At 68.8% G+C, this 16,496-nt stretch carries 18 protein-coding genes and 1 tRNA gene; 4 read left to right on the top strand and 15 right to left on the bottom strand.

What is annotated here, in order from left to right; all coding sequences use genetic code 11:
* Positions 1-69: 69 nt before the first annotated feature.
* Both AC1HFW_RS28170 and AC1HFW_RS28165 read right to left on the bottom strand, forming a co-directional pair.
* Positions 70-231 carry a hypothetical protein gene (locus AC1HFW_RS28170; protein WP_192579547.1) on the bottom strand — a complete coding sequence of 54 codons (162 nt, stop codon included), beginning with the start codon at positions 229-231 and terminating at the stop codon, positions 70-72.
* Between the two features lie 16 nt (positions 232-247).
* Complete coding sequence (locus tag AC1HFW_RS28165; protein WP_081105164.1) at positions 248-1,459, bottom strand: MFS transporter; 1,212 nt, start codon at positions 1,457-1,459, stop codon at positions 248-250.
* Positions 1,460-1,679: 220 nt separating this feature from the next.
* Here AC1HFW_RS28165 and AC1HFW_RS28160 point away from each other — a divergent pair, with 220 nt between their 5' ends.
* Positions 1,680-2,633, top strand: a complete 954-nt coding sequence (locus AC1HFW_RS28160; protein WP_116520256.1) for an NAD(P)H-dependent flavin oxidoreductase — start codon at positions 1,680-1,682, stop codon at positions 2,631-2,633.
* A 102-nt stretch (positions 2,634-2,735) separates the two neighbouring features.
* On the opposite strand, the gene AC1HFW_RS28155 is transcribed toward AC1HFW_RS28160, so the two are convergent.
* The 9 genes from AC1HFW_RS28155 to AC1HFW_RS28115 form a co-directional block, all read right to left on the bottom strand.
* On the bottom strand, positions 2,736-3,164 hold the full coding sequence (locus AC1HFW_RS28155) for a PIN domain-containing protein (RefSeq protein WP_479285989.1): 429 nt from the start codon (positions 3,162-3,164) through the stop codon (positions 2,736-2,738).
* Positions 3,161-3,415, bottom strand: a complete 255-nt coding sequence (locus tag AC1HFW_RS28150) for a type II toxin-antitoxin system prevent-host-death family antitoxin (protein WP_006390719.1) — start codon at positions 3,413-3,415, stop codon at positions 3,161-3,163. Before AC1HFW_RS28150 ends, AC1HFW_RS28155 begins: the two co-directional genes overlap by 4 nt.
* A gap of 151 nt (positions 3,416-3,566) precedes the next feature.
* A complete protein-coding gene (locus AC1HFW_RS28145; protein WP_006390720.1) occupies positions 3,567-4,538 on the bottom strand; it encodes a Bug family tripartite tricarboxylate transporter substrate binding protein in 972 nt (323 codons plus the stop codon).
* Between the two features lie 77 nt (positions 4,539-4,615).
* Positions 4,616-5,812 carry a CaiB/BaiF CoA transferase family protein gene (locus tag AC1HFW_RS28140; RefSeq protein WP_061073668.1) on the bottom strand — a complete coding sequence of 399 codons (1,197 nt, stop codon included), beginning with the start codon at positions 5,810-5,812 and terminating at the stop codon, positions 4,616-4,618.
* Positions 5,809-6,543, bottom strand: a complete 735-nt coding sequence (locus tag AC1HFW_RS28135) for an enoyl-CoA hydratase/isomerase family protein (protein WP_479285987.1) — start codon at positions 6,541-6,543, stop codon at positions 5,809-5,811. Before AC1HFW_RS28135 ends, AC1HFW_RS28140 begins: the two co-directional genes overlap by 4 nt.
* A 90-nt stretch (positions 6,544-6,633) precedes the next feature.
* Positions 6,634-7,170, bottom strand: coding sequence for a MarR family winged helix-turn-helix transcriptional regulator (locus tag AC1HFW_RS28130; protein WP_050813084.1), 537 nt, complete (start codon positions 7,168-7,170; stop codon positions 6,634-6,636).
* An 87-nt stretch (positions 7,171-7,257) separates the two neighbouring features.
* Entirely contained in the window at positions 7,258-8,208 is a 951-nt protein-coding gene (locus AC1HFW_RS28125) for a hydroxymethylglutaryl-CoA lyase (protein ID WP_479285985.1), read from the bottom strand.
* Entirely contained in the window at positions 8,205-9,827 is a 1,623-nt protein-coding gene (locus tag AC1HFW_RS28120; protein ID WP_479285983.1) for an AMP-binding protein, read from the bottom strand. The genes AC1HFW_RS28125 and AC1HFW_RS28120 overlap by 4 nt, the downstream gene beginning before the upstream one ends.
* Complete coding sequence (locus tag AC1HFW_RS28115) at positions 9,824-10,588, bottom strand: enoyl-CoA hydratase/isomerase family protein (protein WP_006390730.1); 765 nt, start codon at positions 10,586-10,588, stop codon at positions 9,824-9,826. The genes AC1HFW_RS28120 and AC1HFW_RS28115 overlap by 4 nt, the downstream gene beginning before the upstream one ends.
* Positions 10,589-10,798: 210 nt before the next feature.
* Here AC1HFW_RS28115 and AC1HFW_RS28110 point away from each other — a divergent pair.
* Positions 10,799-10,873, top strand: a tRNA-Arg gene (locus AC1HFW_RS28110).
* A gap of 312 nt (positions 10,874-11,185) precedes the next feature.
* Positions 11,186-12,469, top strand: coding sequence for a D-alanyl-D-alanine endopeptidase (pbpG, locus tag AC1HFW_RS28105; protein ID WP_479285982.1), 1,284 nt, complete (start codon positions 11,186-11,188; stop codon positions 12,467-12,469).
* Between the two features lie 72 nt (positions 12,470-12,541).
* Here the strand turns inward: pbpG and AC1HFW_RS28100 are convergent, their stop codons facing one another.
* On the bottom strand, positions 12,542-12,931 hold the full coding sequence (locus AC1HFW_RS28100) for a ribbon-helix-helix domain-containing protein (RefSeq protein ID WP_006390768.1): 390 nt from the start codon (positions 12,929-12,931) through the stop codon (positions 12,542-12,544).
* Positions 12,932-13,142: 211 nt separating this feature from the next.
* Here AC1HFW_RS28100 and adhP point away from each other — a divergent pair, with 211 nt between their 5' ends.
* The gene (gene adhP, locus AC1HFW_RS28095) at positions 13,143-14,171 is read left to right on the top strand and encodes an alcohol dehydrogenase AdhP (RefSeq protein WP_479285981.1); all 1,029 of its coding nucleotides are present in this window, start codon (positions 13,143-13,145) and stop codon (positions 14,169-14,171) included.
* A 51-nt stretch (positions 14,172-14,222) separates the two neighbouring features.
* Here adhP and AC1HFW_RS28090 read toward each other — a convergent pair whose 3' ends face one another.
* The 3 genes from AC1HFW_RS28090 to xerD all read right to left on the bottom strand — a co-directional run bounded on the left by AC1HFW_RS28090 (position 14,223) and on the right by xerD (position 16,483).
* Positions 14,223-14,801 (bottom strand): DJ-1/PfpI family protein, encoded by a 579-nt coding sequence (locus AC1HFW_RS28090; protein ID WP_006390770.1) that lies wholly within the window; start codon positions 14,799-14,801, stop codon positions 14,223-14,225.
* Positions 14,802-14,944: 143 nt separating this feature from the next.
* Complete coding sequence (ybaK, locus tag AC1HFW_RS28085; RefSeq protein WP_116520264.1) at positions 14,945-15,433, bottom strand: Cys-tRNA(Pro) deacylase; 489 nt, start codon at positions 15,431-15,433, stop codon at positions 14,945-14,947.
* A 66-nt stretch (positions 15,434-15,499) separates the two neighbouring features.
* Positions 15,500-16,483 (bottom strand): site-specific tyrosine recombinase XerD, encoded by a 984-nt coding sequence (gene xerD, locus AC1HFW_RS28080; RefSeq protein WP_006390772.1) that lies wholly within the window; start codon positions 16,481-16,483, stop codon positions 15,500-15,502.
* Positions 16,484-16,496 lie beyond the last annotated feature (13 nt).

Below are 16,496 nucleotides of genomic sequence, written 5' to 3'. Positions count from 1 at the left end.
GCGGGATGGAAACGCGAGGCGGAAAAGATTACCGCCGTAGGATACCGCGCCCCCGCCCCGCCCGCGCGGTTAGAAACCGCACATCGACGCCAGGTTTTCCCAATGGATCTGCATCTCGGGCTGGGTGTAGCCCCAGAATGCCAGGCCCAGCACCACCGCCAACGCGGCCCAGCCCGCCAGGCGCCAGCCGCGATGGCGGCGGGCGGACGGTGCGGAAGGCGCGTCGCTCATGATGGACATCCGCGCGTCAGGCGGTCGCCGGCTGCGCCAGCGGCTGCTCGCGCACCGGCAGGCACAGCAGCGCGGCGGCCACCGCCAGCGCCACGCCCAGCCACCAGACCAGGTCGTAGTTGCCGGTCCTGGCATAGGCATAGCCACCCAGCCAGACGCCGATGAAGCTGCCGACCTGATGGCCCAGGAAAACGATGCCGGACAAAGTCGCGGCATAGCGCAGGCCATAGATCTGGCCGATCAAACCTTGCGTCAGCGGCACCGTGCCCAGCCAGAACAGCCCCATCCAGGCCGCGAACGCATACAGCACCCACGGCGACAGCGGCAGCCACAACAGCAGCAGGATGCCGAAGGCGCGCATGCCATAGACCACCGCGAGCAGGCGCTTCTTGCTGTACTGGCCGCCGAGCTTGCCGGCGTAGAACGACCCCAGCACATTGAACAACCCGATCAGCGCGATCGCGGTGGCGCCCTGCCCCGGCGTCAGGCCGCCGTCGGTGACATACGCCGGCAGGTGCAGCGTGATGAAGGCCGTGTGGAAGCCGCAGACGAAATAGCTCCAGAACAGGAAGTGGAACGACGGATGCCGCACCGCCTGCCGCACCGCCGCCGCCAGCGACTGCTGCGGCCCGCCGTGGGCCTGCGGACGGCCGCGCAGGAAATAGGCCAGCGGCGCCGCGCAAGCGACGAACAGCGACAGCACCCACAGCGCGCCCGGCCAGTCCAGGCCGGTGATCAGCGCCTGCCCGGTCGGCACCACGGCGAACTGGCCGAGCGAGCCGCCGGCGCTGGCGATGCCCATGGCCGTGCTGCGGTAAGCCGGCGGCACCGCGCGCGCCACCACCGGCAGGATCACCGGGAACGTGGTGCCGGCCTGGCCCAGGCCGACCAGCAGGCCGGCGCTCAGGTAGAGCGTGGTTTCGTCGGTGGCGAAGCGGGTGCCGATCATGCCCAGCATGTACAGCACCGCGCCGAGCGCGATGGTGCGGCCGGACCCATAACGGTCGGCCAGGATGCCCATGAAGATGCAGGCCACGCCCCAGACCAGGTTCTGCAATGCGAAAGCCATGGAGAACACTTCGCGGCTCCAGCCATGGGCCAGGCCCATCGGCTGCATAAACAGGCCAAAGGTGGCGCGCACGCCCATGGCCAGCAGCACCACCAGGGTACCCAGGACGATGGTGCGCACGGAAAGCGTATCGGTAGTGCTCGAGGTAGTGCTCGACATGATTCTTCTTATTGATGGAGAAAGACGCCCCCTCCTCGGGACGGCCGGGCCTTGGGCCTGACGCGCACATCATAAACAAATAACCTGGCGCGCCCGGGAATACCCGCGTCGGCGCATCGCGCATGGCCGGCGCGCTGCCTTCGCCGCATCGACGCTCAGAATATAGTTGATTTTATCAACCATATATTCCAGAATGGGCTTTTCCCCATCCTGATTCGCCATGACTCTGCAAACCCCGTTGACCCGCCTGCTGGGCACGCGTTATCCGATCATCCAGGGCGGCATGAGCTGGGCCTCGTCGAACGCGGCGCTGGCGCTGGCGGTGTCGCGCGCCGGCGGGCTCGGCGTGATCGCCGCCGGCCCGATGTACCCCGAGGCGCTGCTGGCCGCCATCCGCGAGGTCCGTGCCGGCACCGACGCGCCCTACGCCGTCAACATCCCGCTGTACAACAAGCGCGCGCAGGAGCACATGGACATCGCCCTGGCCGAAGGCGTGCCGGTCATCATCGCGTCGCAGGGCGGACCGCAGAAGCACATCGGCCGCGCGCGCGAGGCGGGCGTCAAATGGCTGCAAGTCATCGCCAGCCCCGAACACGCCGCCAAGGCCGAAGCGGCCGGCGTGGACGCGGTGATCGCGGTTGGCCTGGAAGCCGGCGGCCACCCCGGCCCCGATGAGATCGGCCTGCAGGTGTTGCTGCGTTCGGTGGTGCGGCGCGTATCGGTGCCGGTGGTGGCGGCCGGCGGCATCGCCGATGGCGCCGGCATCGCCGCCGCGCTGTGCCTGGGCGCCGCCGGCGCGCAGCTGGGGACGCGTTTCCTGCTGACGCCCGAGGCGGGCGTGTGCGATGCCTACAAGGACGCGGTGCTGGCGGCCGGCGTGGCCGACACCACGCTGGTGGGCCGCGGCCGTTCGCCGGTGCGCATGTTGCGCAATGCGTTTGCCCGCGACTATCTCGCGGCCGAACGCGACGGCGACCAGGCCACGCTGGAAACGATGTTCGCCGGCAGTTCGCTGAAGCAGGCCGCCTTCGACGGCGACGTGCAGGGCGGCAAGGTCGAGGCCGGCCAGAGCGCGGGATTGATCGACAGCCTGCAGCCGGCCGGCGCGGTGGTCGAGCAACTGGTGGCGGAAACGCGCGATGCGCTCAGGCGGGTGGCGCTGCTGGCGGGTTGAGCGGGACGCGGACCGACGCCAGTGCCAGCGACTTATCGACCCAGCCCGGTCTCCTGGCCTGGCCAGGCCAGGGATGCTGCTGCTGGGCAATGCCGCTGTTGTTTACGCCTGGGCATCCCACGGATTGACGAGGGTCACGCCGCAAGCGGAAAAATCAGACACGTTTCGCGTAACGAGCGTCATCCCATGCACCAGCGCTGTCGCCGCAATGAAGGCGTCCCGCTCTGGCCGCAGATTCGGCACATGCAATCTGGCGCACCGCAAAGACACCGCGGTATCGAGTGGCAGCGTCCGGTTGGAGAACTCCGGCAAGACGCGATCGCGCATCCAGGCCCGCAGGCGGGTTCCCTGGCTGGCATCCCGCCGCTCCATGCGCAGGATGCCGATCTCGATCTCCATGAGCGTGATCGCCGAAACGTAAAAATTCACCGCATCCTGGTTCGAGAGCCAGGCGATCACGTTTTTGTCCGCCTTGCCTTCGCTCGCCTTGCGCAGCTCGGAGAGCACGTTGGTATCCAGCAGGAACATCACTCGACGTCCGCGGGACGGGGCAGCTCGCGTGAACGGGGGGCATCGAGTTCGATGTCGGCGAGACCCGGCATCGACAATGCGCTGACGAGATTCCGCTTTTGGCCGACCAGACGCCAATATTCTTCGATGCCGAGCAGGACATGGGATGGCTTGCCCCGGTCCGTGATGAACACCGGGCCATGCAAGGCCGCCTTCTTGGCCTTGGTCACGTCCTGATTGAGTTCCCGGCTGGACAGTGTGGTGATAGACATGGTGCATCCCCTGATCCTTGCAAATAACGTAGTAACGTTACTACCTTGAAAGCGTTAAAACAACCCCGGTAGCCGAGGCCACCGGGAGATTTTCGCGCTCATCAGGATCCGATCAGGGCGGCAAACCGTCATTCCGGCCACCGGAACCGTCCTATTTCTTCATCAACCCCGCCGCCTGCACCAGCTTGCGCATGGCGGCCTGGTCCTTCTCCACGAAGGCCGTGGCTTCCTGCGGCGTCATGTTCCACAGGTCCACGCCCTGCGCCTGCATCAGCTTGCTGTATTCGGGATTGGCGTTGACCTTGGCGACCGCGTCGTTCAGGCGCTGCAGGATTTCCGGCGGCGTGCCCTTGGGCGCGGCCAGGCTGTACCAGGAGGCAGATTCCGCGCCCTTCACGCCGGATTCGGCCAGCGTCGGCACGTCGGGCAGCAACGGCGAACGGTGGTCGTTGGCGTAGGCCAGCGCCTTGAGCCGGCCGCTGCGGATGAACTGCAGGCTGGCGGCCAGGTTCAGCACCGCCATGTCCACCTGCCCGCCGACCAGGTCATTGATGGCGGGCGCCGCGCCGCTGTAGGGGATGTGGACGATGTCCACGCCGGCGCGTTCGCGGAACAGTTCGGCGCCCAGGTGCGGCGAGCTGCCCGGCCCGGCCGAGGCGTAGTTGATGCGGCCCGGCTCCTTGCGCGCCATCGCGATCAATTGCTCGACGCTGTCGGCCTTGAGCGTGGGCCGCACCACCAGCATGTTGGGCTGGTTGGCGACGATCGAGACGAAGGCGAAGTCCTTGATGCCGTCGTACGGCGTCTGCTGCATCAGCGGCGTCACCACGTGGGCGGCCGACGTGCCCAGCAGCAGCGTGTAGCCGTCCGGCTTGGCGCGCGCCACGAAGTTGGCGCCGATGGCCGCGCCGCCGCCGGCCTTGTTCTCGACGATGATGGTTTTGCCGAGCTGCTTTTCCAGCTCGCGCGCCAGGGCCCGGCCCAGCACGTCGGCGGGACCGCCGGCCGCGTACGGGTTGACCAGCGTGATCGGCTGCGAGGGATAGGGATCGGCGGCGACGGCCGGCGCGCACAGCGCGCCCGCCACCGCCGCGCCGCACAGCAGGCGCTTCAGAATCTTCATGGTTTGTCTCCTGGGATATTGTGTTTTATGTGTGTGATGTTGTGCGAGGGATGCCGCGGGGCGTCTCGCCCCGGCGGCTAGATCGCGCCCTGCCCGCGTAAAGCCTCGATCTGCGCCGGCGTCAGGCCCAGCCGGCCGGCGAGCACGCTGTCGGTGTGCTCGCCCAGCAGGGGCGGACGCTCCAGCCGCGGATCGTCGAAGCCGTCGAACTTGAACGGCACCGGCACCGCGCCGAAGCGGCCGATGGATGGATGCTCGTAGCTGGCCACCATGCCGCGCGCCAGCACGTGCTCGTTGTGCAGGATTTCCTCGACGTCCAGGATCGGGCCGGCCGGCACGCCGCGCGCATCGCAGCGGCGGCACAGTTCGTCGCGCGTCAGCCGCGCGGCGGCGGCCGACAGGCCGGCCATGACCTCGTCGCGGCGCGCCACGCGCACGGCGTTGCGCGCCAGTTCGGGGTCATCGGCCCACTGCGGCAACTCGAGCGCCTCGCACAACGGCTTCCAGTGCTGGTCGCTGCCGGTGATCTGCACCCAGCGCCCGTCGCCGCATTCGAAGGCGGCCGACGGCACGCGGCCGGGATGTTCGGTTCCCAGCCGCGGCGGCACTTCGCCCAGCGCGAAATAGCGCGCGGCGGCCAGCGACAGCAGGCCCACCTGGCCGTCCAGCATGGAGAAATCGATATGGCAGCCCTGCCCCGAGCGCGCCCGTCCCACCAGCGCCGACAGGATGCCGATGGCGGCCCACAGGCCCGAGGTCAGGTCGCTCACCGGCAAGCCCGGCTTGACCGGACCGCCGCCCCGCTCGCCGGTCAGGCTCATGATCCCGCCCATGGCCTGGAACACGGTGTCATAGCCCTTGCGCGGCGCGTACGGCCCGGTCATGCCGAACCCGGTGCACGAGAAATAGATCAGGCCGGGGTTGTCCGGCGCGATGTGCTCGCGGTCCAGGCCGTATTTGGCGAGCGTGCCGACCGGGAAGTTCTCGACCACCACGTCGCAGGTCTGCGCCAGCCGCCGGATCAGCGCCTGCCCCTCGGGATGGCGGAAGTTCACCGTGACCGACTGCTTGCTGCGGTTGAAGGCCAGGTAGTAGGCCGACTCGGTGCCGCCCTCGCCCCGCACCTTGGGCTCGAAGCCGCGCGTCTCGTCGCCGCCGCCGGGTTGCTCGACCTTGATGACCTCGGCGCCCAGCTCGGCCAGGATCATCGAGGCGAACGGGCACGCCAGCACGCGTGACAGGTCCAGGATGGTGACGCCTTCAAGCGGCCTCATCGCGCCGCTCCCTGGCGAAAGCCGCGCATGATGACGTTGGCGTCGCGGCCCACGCCCAGCGCCTCGGCCAACCCGAGGTCGGCCGCGCGGTGGAAGGCGCGCTTGGTCAGCCCCATGGCGGCGGGCTCCCAGCCGGCCAGGCGCTGCGCCATCGCCAGCGCCTGGTCCAGCACCTGCGCGGCGGGCGCGACGCGGTTGGCGATGCCCAGCTGCAACGCGCGCGCGCCATCGATCGGTTCGGCCATCGCCACCAGCTCGAAGGCATGCTTGCGGCCGACCTGTCGCACCAGGTTGGCCATGACCACCGCGGCCACGATGCCGTGGCGCAGTTCCGGATAGCCGAAGCGCACGTCCTCGGCCATCACCGTCAGGTCGCAGGCCAGCGCCAGGCCAGCGCCGCCGCCGAGCGCGTTGCCATGGACCGCGCCGATCACCGGCTTGACCATGCGCGAGAACACCAGGTGCAGGTCCGTCGTCAGGTCGGCGCGGCGCAGCACCGCGTCCGGCTGTTCCGGCGTCAGCGCCGAGAACTCGCCGGTGTCGGCGCCGGCGCAGAACGACTTGCCGTTGCCCGCCAGCACCACCGCGCGCACCTCGTCGTCGCGGTCGGCCTGGCGCAACGCGTCCAGCAGCGCCGTGGTCAGCGCGGTGTTCAGCGCGTTGTGCTTTTCCGGACGGTTCAGGCGCAGCAGCCGCACCGCGCCCAGGTCTTCGATGATCAGTTCCGACATCACGGATATCCTCTGCCAATGGCGACAATCAAAGTGATTGATTAAATCAACAATAAGGGTAAAAAAAGGCGCGAGCGCGCGCCCACGCGCTCAGCGCGGCTGCACGCCGCGGCCGCGACGCGCCGGCACCTCCGCCTTGCATTCGTTCAGCATCTCCAGCGCATGCGCCGTCAGCTTGTCCAGCATGCGCTCCATGGCCTCGCGCTCGGCGTCCGACAGCACCGACAGCATGTCCTCGTTGCGCTCGACCGCGGCCGGGAAGATCTCGTCGTACAGGGCGCGGCCGGTGCGCGTCAGGTCCAGGCTGACGCCGCGGCCGTCCTGGCTGTCGGCGTTGCGCTGGATCAGGCCGCGCTCGATCAGTTCCGACACGGTGCGGCTGGCCTGGCTCTTGTCGATGTTGGCCTCGCGCGCGACGGCGTTCAATGACATGTCCGGCGCCGCGCCCAGCAGCGCGATGATGCGCCATTCGCGCGGCCCGACGCCGTAGCGGCTTTCGTTCAGGCCGGCGGCGATGCGGCTCGACACGTAGGCCAGCCGGTTCAGGCGGTACGAGAACAGTTCCTTCAACGCCCGGGGTGCGGGACGCGCGGAGGCGGCGGACTTGGATGCGGTTCGGGTGGCCATGAGGGACTCTTCAGATGCGGGGGAAAACGGCGCGCACGCGGGTCGCGTGGCGCTGCCCGCATGATATACAAACACGGCGCGCGGTCATCATGCGGCCGCCTCCCGCGCGACGCCGAGCAGCGGATTCAGGCCGCTTTGCGCCACGCGGCTGTGCAGCGTGCGTCCCAGCACCGCCTCGCAATGCCGCGACAGCGCGTCCATCGCCGCCAGGTCCAGGCCGGTGCGCACGCCCATCGACTCGAACAGGTTGACCAGGTCTTCCGTCGCCACGTTGCCGGTATGGCCGCCGCCGTAGCGCACCTTGGCCGGATGGCCGCCGACGCCGCCGAAAGCGCAATCGAAGTGCGTCACGCCCGCTTCCAGCGCCGCTACATAATTCACCAGGCCGGTGCCGCGGGTGTCGTGGAAATGCGCCACCGGCGTCACCTCGGGCACCCCGCGCGCCATGCGGCCGTACAGGTCGCGCACCGATGCCGGCGTGGCCATGCCGGTGGTATCGCCCAGCGTCACGATGCCCACGCCTAGCGCGGCGAAGCGCCGCACGTCGGCCATGACCGAGTCCGCCTCGACCGCGCCTTCGAAGGGGCAGCCGAACGCCACCGAGATCGTGCCGATCAGGCGGAAGCGGCCGTTCGCCAGCCGTGCCATCTCGGCGATGTTGTCCCATTGGGCGGCGCGCTCGCGCTTCAGGTTGCGCGTCGAATGCGACTCGCTGGCCGAGACCAGCAGGCTGATCTCGTTGGCGCCGATGCCGGCGTCCAGGTCGGCCAGCGCCCGCTCCACCGCGCGCGCATTGGCGCAGGTGGCCTTGTACCAGACGCCCTCGCGGCGCGGCAGCGCCGCCAGCAACGCGCTGGCGTCCGCGAATTGCGGCACGACCTTGGGATTGGAATACGAGGTCGCCTCGACCCGTTCAAAGCCCAGCGCGGCGAAGCGGTCGACCAGATCGACCTTGGTCGCGGTGTCGATGAAGTCGGGCTCATGCTGCAGGCCGTCGCGCGCGAAGCATTCGCACAGCACCACGTCGCGCCCGCTCATGCCTGCTGCTCCAGTCCGAACAGCGCCAGCGCATGGGCGCGCAGCTTATTCTTCTGCACCTTGGAGCTGCCCGTCATGCCGATGTGCTCGAAGCTGTCGACGATCTCGACATAGCGAGGCACCTTGAAGTTGGCGCAGCGCGCCTTGCACCAGGCGGTCAGTTCGTCAGGCGTGCAGTCCTGGCCGTCCTTGAGCAGCACGAAGGCCGCCGGCACTTCGCCCAGGCGCGCGTCCGGCACGCCCACCACCTGCGCCATGCGCACGGCGGGGTGGCCATGCAGGGTCTCTTCCACTTCCGCGGGCGCGACGTTCTCGCCGCCCACCCGGAACATGTCCTTGAGGCGGCCCACCATCCGCAGCCGCCCGTCCGCGTCCATTTCGCCGAGGTCGCCGGTGCTGAGCCAGCCATCGGCGCCGAGCGCGCGGGCGGTGGCTTCCGGCATGTTGTAGTAGCCCTTCATCACGCTCCAGCCGCGCGCCTGGATCTCGCCCTGCATGCCCGCCGGCAGCGCCTCGCCCGTGCCCGGGTCCACCACCCGCACCTGCATGCCCGGATGCGGCAGGGCCCAGCCCATGGCGCGCAACTCGAACGGATCGTCATGCGCCGACAGCGTGATGTTGGGCGAAGCTTCGGACTGGCCGTAGGCATTGCAGATGCCCGGCACGCCCATCACGTCGCGGATCTTCTGCATCACCTGCGGGCCGGCCGCCGCCCAGCCGCCGCGCAGGTGGATGCGCGCGCGATCGAAATCGGGATGGCCCATCAGCATGAGGAAGATGGTGTCGTTGCCGGACGTCAGCGTGCAGCGCTCCTCGTCGAGCATGCGCAAGGCGTCGGCCACGTCGAACTTGGGCAGCGTCAGCAGGCAGCAGCCGCTCATCAGGCTCACCAGGATCGACAGCGTCGTGCCGGCCACGTGGAAATACGGACGGATGCTGAAATAGCGATCGTCCGGCCGCACGCCGATGCGCTGCGCCGCGGCCCAGGCGTTGGTCAGCATGTTGGCGTGCGTCAGCATCACGCCCTTGGGAAACGAGGTGGTGCCCGAGGTGTACTGGATCAGCAGCACGTCGTCCGGCGCCACCGCGCGCAGGCAGGCCTGTAGCGCCGCGTCGTCCACGGCCTCGCCGGCCCGCAGGAAATCAGTCCAGCTGCGCGCGCCCCGCGGGCAGCGCTCGCCCAGCACCACCACCTGCCGCAGCAGCGGCAACGCCGCGCCCGGCAGGGCCCGGTCCAGCGCCGGTTCCACCTGCGCCAGCAGGTCGAGGAAATCGATACCCAGGAAGGTATCCGCCGTCAGCAGCACCTTGACGTCGGCCTGCTTCAGGCAGAACGCCAGCTCATCGGTCTTGAAGCGCGTGTTGACCGGCACCGTCACGGCGCCGAGCAAGGCGCAGGCATAGAACACCTGCACCCAGGTGCCGCCATTGCCCAGCAGCACGCCGACATGGTCGCCGCGGCGCACGCCGGCCGCATGCAGGCCGCGGGCGATGCGTCGCGCGCCGTCTTGCAACGCGGCCCAGGTGTGGCGTTCGCCGGGCGCGACGAAGGCCTCGGCGGCGCCGCGTTCGGCCACCTGGCGCGCCAGCGCCTGCGACAGGGTCGTCGGGCCGATCATGCCTTGTCTCCCGCCGCGCCGAAGCCGGCGATGGCCTGCTTCCAGTCGGTGCCGCGCAGGTTCTCCTCGATCGCCAGCAGCTCGATCGCCATCGCGCCTTCGCGCGTCGTCGCCAGCCCCTGGTCGATGCTGCGCTTGGTCAGCCTGACCGTCAGCGGCGCGGCGCGCGCGATGGCGGCGGCCATCTGCGCGGCTTCGCCCGCCAGCGCCTCGGGCGCATACACCTGGTTGACCAGGCCGATCTCGCGCGCCTCGGCCGCGTCGAAGCGACGGCCGGTGAACAGCAGTTCCTTGGCCTTGCGCGCGCCGGCCACGCGCGGCAGCCGCTGCGTGGCGCCGACGGTGCCCCAACCCACTTCGGGATAGCAGAACGTCGCCTCGGACGAGGCCAGCACGAAGTCGCTGGCCGCGGCGATCTCGCAACCCGAGCCGAACGCCGCCCCCTGCACCACCGCGATCACCGGCTGCGGCATGCGCTCGATGGCGGCATAGGCGGCGAAGCCCTGCACCCGGCGCGCCGTCATCTCGGCGTTCGACATGGTTTTGCGCTCCTTCAGGTCAGCGCCGGCGCAGAACGCCGCACCCGCCGCGGCGATCAGCACCACGTGCGCGTCCGGATCGTCCGCCAGGTGCTGCATGGCCTGCACCAGCTCGGCGCACATGAGGGAATTGAGCGCGTTGCGGCTGTCGGGCCGGTTCAGCGTCACCGTGGCGACACGGTCCTGCACGTCCAGCAGGATCGTGTGAAAAGTCGGGGTCATGCCTGCTCCTGGATGTTCTAGGTATGAGGCCGGGCCGCGCGCGGCGTCCGGCCATGCCAGGAAATATAGGGCATATAGTTGATTTAATCCACTAAATTTCGGCGACACTCAATGGTGTTACACTTGCGCCCCTGGTCTTTCCCTGGAATATCAAGGCACTAGGCTCCCCGCGAGCCCGGTGCGATTCCGGCGCGAAGCCATCCCGCCCGCCTCGCCGTAGTTAAATGGATATAACCGGCCCCTCCTAAGGGTCAATTGGTGGTTCGATTCCACCCGGCGAGGCCACGCTCCCGACCGCGGTTCCGCAGGTCGCTTCCCACGAAATCCCCGCGCGTTCAGCCGGATGAGGGTTAATCCGGGCTACGCTCACGCGCCGCGCGCCGGTAGCGTCTCGGGACGCCGCGGGCGACGAATAAGCTACCCGTCAATACGTCCCTGATATTTTTTTAGGCGATGATAGCGAATCGCCTTGCGCCGAACTTGAAATTACTGTTTAAATTCGACGCGTAAGCCTCTAATTCATCTGGACTTTTCCCGAACCGCAGCAAGCCCGGCCGGGGAAATAATTCTTCACAGACTGACAAGCCTGCTCAAACCATGGCATTTACCTGGAAACGTGCAATTGCGAACGCGATAGCGCCGGCGGCGCTGGCGATGTGCGCGCTCCTGCCCTCAGCCGCGCTCGCCGCGAAAAATACCGATCCCTGCAAGACCAACGCCAAATCGGCGGCTTGCAAGGCGCAACAAGCCAAGAAGGCCCCCGCCCCCGCCAAGAAGGCCGGCGCCGGCAAGGTCGCCGCCCCCAAGCAGGCCGCGGGCAAAACCGCCCCCAAGGCCGCCGCCGGCAAGCAGGCCGCGCCGAAATCTGCCGCCGCCAAGGCCCCGCCCAAGGGCGCCGCCGGCAAACAGGCCGCGGCCAAGGGCGCGCCCAAGCAGGCCGCGGGCAAGAAAGCCCCGCCCAAGGGCGGCAAGCAAGCCGTCGCCCAGCAGAGTTCGTCCAAGAAGGGCGCGGCCGGCAAGAACGGCAAGCCCAACAAGCCGTCGCGCGCGCAGCGCACGGCCGCCGCCGCCGCGGCAGCCGCCATGCCGCCGCCCGCGGTGTCGGTGCGCGCCGAAGCCGCCGCGCTGCGGTCCAGCACCGCCTACGTGCAGGACCTGGCCACCTCCACCGTGATCATCGCCAAGAACGAAAACGTGGTGCGCCCCATCGCCTCGATTTCCAAGCTGATGACCGCGGTCGTGGTGGTGGACGCCAACCAGCCGATGGACGAGATGCTGGAGATCACCGATGAAGACATCGACGGCCTCAAGCACACCACCTCGCGCCTGCGCGTGGGCACCAAGCTGTCGCGCGGCGACATGCTGCACCTGGCGCTGATGTCGTCCGAGAATCGCGCCGCCAACGCGCTGGGCCGCCACTATCCGGGCGGCCTGCCGGCTTTCGTGGCCGCCATGAACGCCAAGGCGCAGTCGCTGGGCATGACCAGCACGCACTTCATCGAACCCACCGGCCTGTCCAGCAACAACGTGTCGTCGCCGCACGACCTGGCCCGCCTGCTGCGCGCCGCGTCGCAGCGTCCGCTGATCCACCGCTACTCCACCGACACGGAGTACGACGTCGAGATCAACAACCGCACGCAGACCTTCCGCAACACCAACCTGCTGGTGCGCAAGCCCGACTGGGACATCAAGGTGTCCAAGACCGGCTACATCAACGAAGCCGGCGAGTGCCTGGTGATGCTGGCGCGCATCAATGGCCGCGACCTGGCCATCGTGCTGCTGGACTCGCAGGGCAAGCTGTCGCGCATCGGCGATGCCGTGCGCATCCGCCGCATCGTGCAAAGCGAAGTGGCCATGGCCTCGGCCCAGCCGGGCGGCTGATCGCTGCCCAGTTCCAGCCACGAAAAAGCCCGATCCAGGATCGGGCTTTTTTTCGTCCGTCGTGGCGCCCGCCTAGGCCGCCACCGGCCGTTTCGGACGCAATGGCTGCGGGTCGTACATCGACGGCGGCAGGCCTTCCAGCACCGCCTGGGGGTTGAGCGAGCGGATCGGCACCGCGGCATCGGCAGGGATGCGGCCCTCGGCCTGCAGCAACTGGTAGCGCAGGCAGCACACGCGCAGGAACGAGGTGAAGTTGGCGGCCTCGCCGCGGTACTCCACCAGTTCGTCGTACAGCCGCTCGATCAGCTGGGTCACGCGCATGCCGTCGCGCGCCGCGATCTCTTCCAGCACCTGCCAGAACAATTGCTCCAGGCGCAGGCTGGTGGCCACTCCGTGCAGGCGCAGGGAGCGGGTTTCGGGCGCGTACGACTGTTCGCTCGCGCGGATGAAGATTTCACACATGGGAGCTCCTGGGGCGGACACGGTGCTTGCGGGCCACTGTACGACGATAGCCACCGGGGCGGCAAGGCTGGGTAGGGACGGTGACCGGCTGGTCAATCTGCAACCACACGTTTCTCTCGGCCTGCCCATCGGGACAGCGTTGATATAAATCAAGGTCTCGGACGCGTCCCCATCCGAGCATGCTAAGACTGATCTGACTTCGGAGGTAGCGATGAACAAAACCATGAAGGCCGCCGTGGCTCGCGCATTCGGCAAACCCCTGGAAATCGAAGAAGTCGAAGTACCCCGCCCCCGCGCCGGCGAACTGCTGGTGAAGATCGAGGCCTGCGGTGTCTGCCACACCGACCTGCACGCGGTCGAGGGCGACTGGCCGGTCAAGCCCAATCCCCCCTTCATCCCCGGCCACGAGGGCGTGGGCCACGTGGTGGCCGTGGGCGAAGGCGTGACGCACGTCAAGGAAGGCGACCGCGTCGGCATCCCCTGGCTGTATTCCGCCTGTGGCCATTGCGAGCATTGCCTGGGCGGCTGGGAAACGCTGTGCGAGCAGCAGCAGAACGCCGGCTACTCGGTCAATGGCGGCTTCGCCGAATACGCGCTGGCGGCCGCCGACTACGTCGGCCTGCTGCCCAGGAATGTGGGCTTTGTCGACATCGCCCCGGTGCTGTGCGCCGGCGTCACGGTCTACAAGGGCCTGAAGATGACGGACACGCGGCCAGGCAACTGGGTCGTGGTCTCCGGCATCGGCGGCCTGGGCCACATGGCGGTGCAATATGCGCGCGCCATGGGGCTGAACGTCGCCGCGGTGGACATCGACGACGACAAGCTGGCCTTCGCCAAGAAGCTGGGCGCCGAGGTGGTCGTGAACGCCAGGACCACCGATCCGGCGGCGTACCTGAAGAAGGAAATCGGCGGCGCCCACGGCGCCCTGATCACGGCGGTCTCGCCCAAGGCCTTCGAGCAGGCGCTGGGCATGGTGCGCCGTGGCGGCACGGTGGCGCTCAATGGCCTGCCGCCGGGCGACTTCCCGCTGTCGATCTTCGACATGGTGCTCAACGGCGTGACCGTGCGCGGCTCGATCGTGGGCTCGCGCCTGGACCTGCAGGAATCGTTGCAGTTCGCGGAAGAAGGCAAGGTGCACGCGACCGTGGGCACCGAGAAGCTGGAGAACATCAACAGCGTGTTCGACCGCATGCGCCGCGGCCAGATCGAAGGCCGCATCGTGCTGGACATGGCGGCCTGACCGGCCGCGCGGGGCGGGCCATGTGCATGGCCGCCGCGCGGCGCGCGATACTCAATGCGTGATCTTGGTGCCGAGCACGGCCAGGAACTGCGCCAGCCACGCCGGATGCGCGGGCCAGGCCGGCGCCGTCACAAGGTGGCCGTCGGTGTAGGCCTGGTCGATGCCGATCTCGGCGTAGGTGCCGCCGGCCAGCCGCACTTCCGGCGCGCACGCGGGATAGGCCGAGCAGGTGCGGCCTTCCAGGATGCCCGCGGCCGCCAGCAACTGGGCGCCGTGGCAGACAGCGGCGATCGGCTTCTTGGCCTTGTCGAAGGCGCGCACGATCTCCAGCACCTTCTCGTTCAGGCGCAGGTATTCCGGCGCGCGGCCGCCGGGGATCACCAGGCCGTCGTACGAACCCGCCTCGACGCGGTCGAAATCGTAGTTCAGCGCGAAGTTGTGGCCACGCTTTTCGCTGTAGGTCTGCGCGCCCTCGAAATCGTGGATCGCGGTGGCGATGCTCTCGCCGGACTTCTTGCCCGGGCAGACCGCGTGCACCGTGTGTCCCACCGCCAGCAGCGTCTGGAACGGCACCATGGTTTCGTAGTCTTCGGCGTAGTCGCCGACCAGCATCAACAGTCTCTTGCTCATGATTGTCTCCTGGGGATGGGGGATCGCCGGCTGGAGCGCCCGAGGGCCGGGCGGCAGGTTCTTGATGTTCTGCGATCCATTGTGCCCCCGCCCGCGCGGATGGGGGTGGTAACGGGATACCACGCCAGGCCGTGGCCGGCGCCCTACTCCAGCGCCACCGTCACCGGCTTGGCGCCCAGCAGGCTCACCAGCACGTTCGGGTCGATGCCGATCAGATAGCCGCGGCGGCCGCCATTGATGTAGACGACAGGGTATTGCAGCACCTCGGCCTCGACCCACACCGGCATCTTCTTGCGCGTGCCGAACGGCGAAGTGCCGCCGACCTGGTAGCCCGAATGGCGCTGCGCGACTTCCGGCTTGCAGGGCTCGACCTTCTTCAGGCCGGCCTGGCGCGCCAGGTTCTTGGTGGAGACCTCGCGGTCGCCGTGCATCACCACGATCAGCGGCTTGGCCGATTCGTCTTCCATCACCAGCGTCTTGACCACCGCGTGCGGATCCAGCCCCAGCTGGCGCGCGGCCTCGCCGGCGCCGCCGTGATCGATGTAGTCGTAGGTGTGCTCGGTGTAGGCCACCTTGTGCTGCTTGAGGAACTGGGTGGCGGGCGTTTCGGAGACGTGGCGGGCTTTGCTCATGGCATTGCGTTGGAAAGGCGAAGGCAAAAGTGTAGGCAGGCGGACGGCGGCGCGCAAACGCCGGCTTCAACCGCGCGGATGATGCGCGGCATGCAGCGCCTTCAGGCGCTCGCGCGCCACGTGGGTGTAGATCTGCGTGGTGGAGATGTCGGCGTGGCCCAGCAGCATCTGCACCACGCGCAGGTCGGCGCCGTGGTTGAGCAGATGGGTGGCGAAGGCGTGGCGCAACACGTGCGGCGACAGCGGCGCATGCACGCCCGCCAGCACCGCGTATTTCTTGACCAGCTGCCAGAATGCCTGGCGCGACATGGCCTCGGCCCGGCCGGTGATGAAGAGCGCGTCGCTGACGCGGCCGGCGGCCAGCTCGGGCCGCGCGGTCTTCATGTACTGGTCGATCCAGTGCGCCGCCTCCGCCCCCAGCGGCACCAGGCGGTCCTTGCCGCCCTTGCCCAGCACCACGCGCACCACGCCCTCGTTCAGGCTGACGTCCAGCGCCCGCACCCCGACCAGTTCGGACACGCGCAGGCCGGTGGCGTACAGCGTTTCCAGCATGGCGCGGTCGCGCAGGCCGCGCGGCTGGCCCAGGTCGGGCGCGCGCAGCAGCGCGTCGACCTGCTGCTCGGACAGCGTCTTGGGCAGGCGCGGCGGCTGCTTGGCGGCCACCAGCGTCAGGCAGGGGTCCTGCGCCGCGCGATGCTCGCGCAGGGCCCAGGCATAGAAGCGCCGCAGCGCGGCCAGGCGCCGGTTGGCGGTGGTGGCGCGGGTCTCCTCGTGGCGGAAGGCGAACCAGGCCTCGATATCGGCCTTGCCGGCCTCGGCCAGCGCCTTGGCGGGGCCGGCCGGCAGCGCGTGGGCCGAGGCCGCGTCGCCATAGCGGTCGGCCATCTCGCGGGCATAGGCCTCGGGGTCCTCCAGCCAACGCGCGAAGCCGGTCAGGTCGCGCCGGTAGGCCGCCAGCGTGTTGGCCGACAGGCCGTCCTCGAGCCAGACGGCGTCGATGAAGGCGTCGATGTCGGCCTGGGAGGCAAGCGGCTGGCGGGCGTCGGACATGGGCGGGGGCAAG

The sequence above is a fragment of the Achromobacter sp. ISS7 genome (assembly GCF_056523125.1).
The sequence above is the reverse complement of the archived record's forward strand: the minus strand, read 5'-3'. Positions and strand labels throughout refer to the sequence as shown.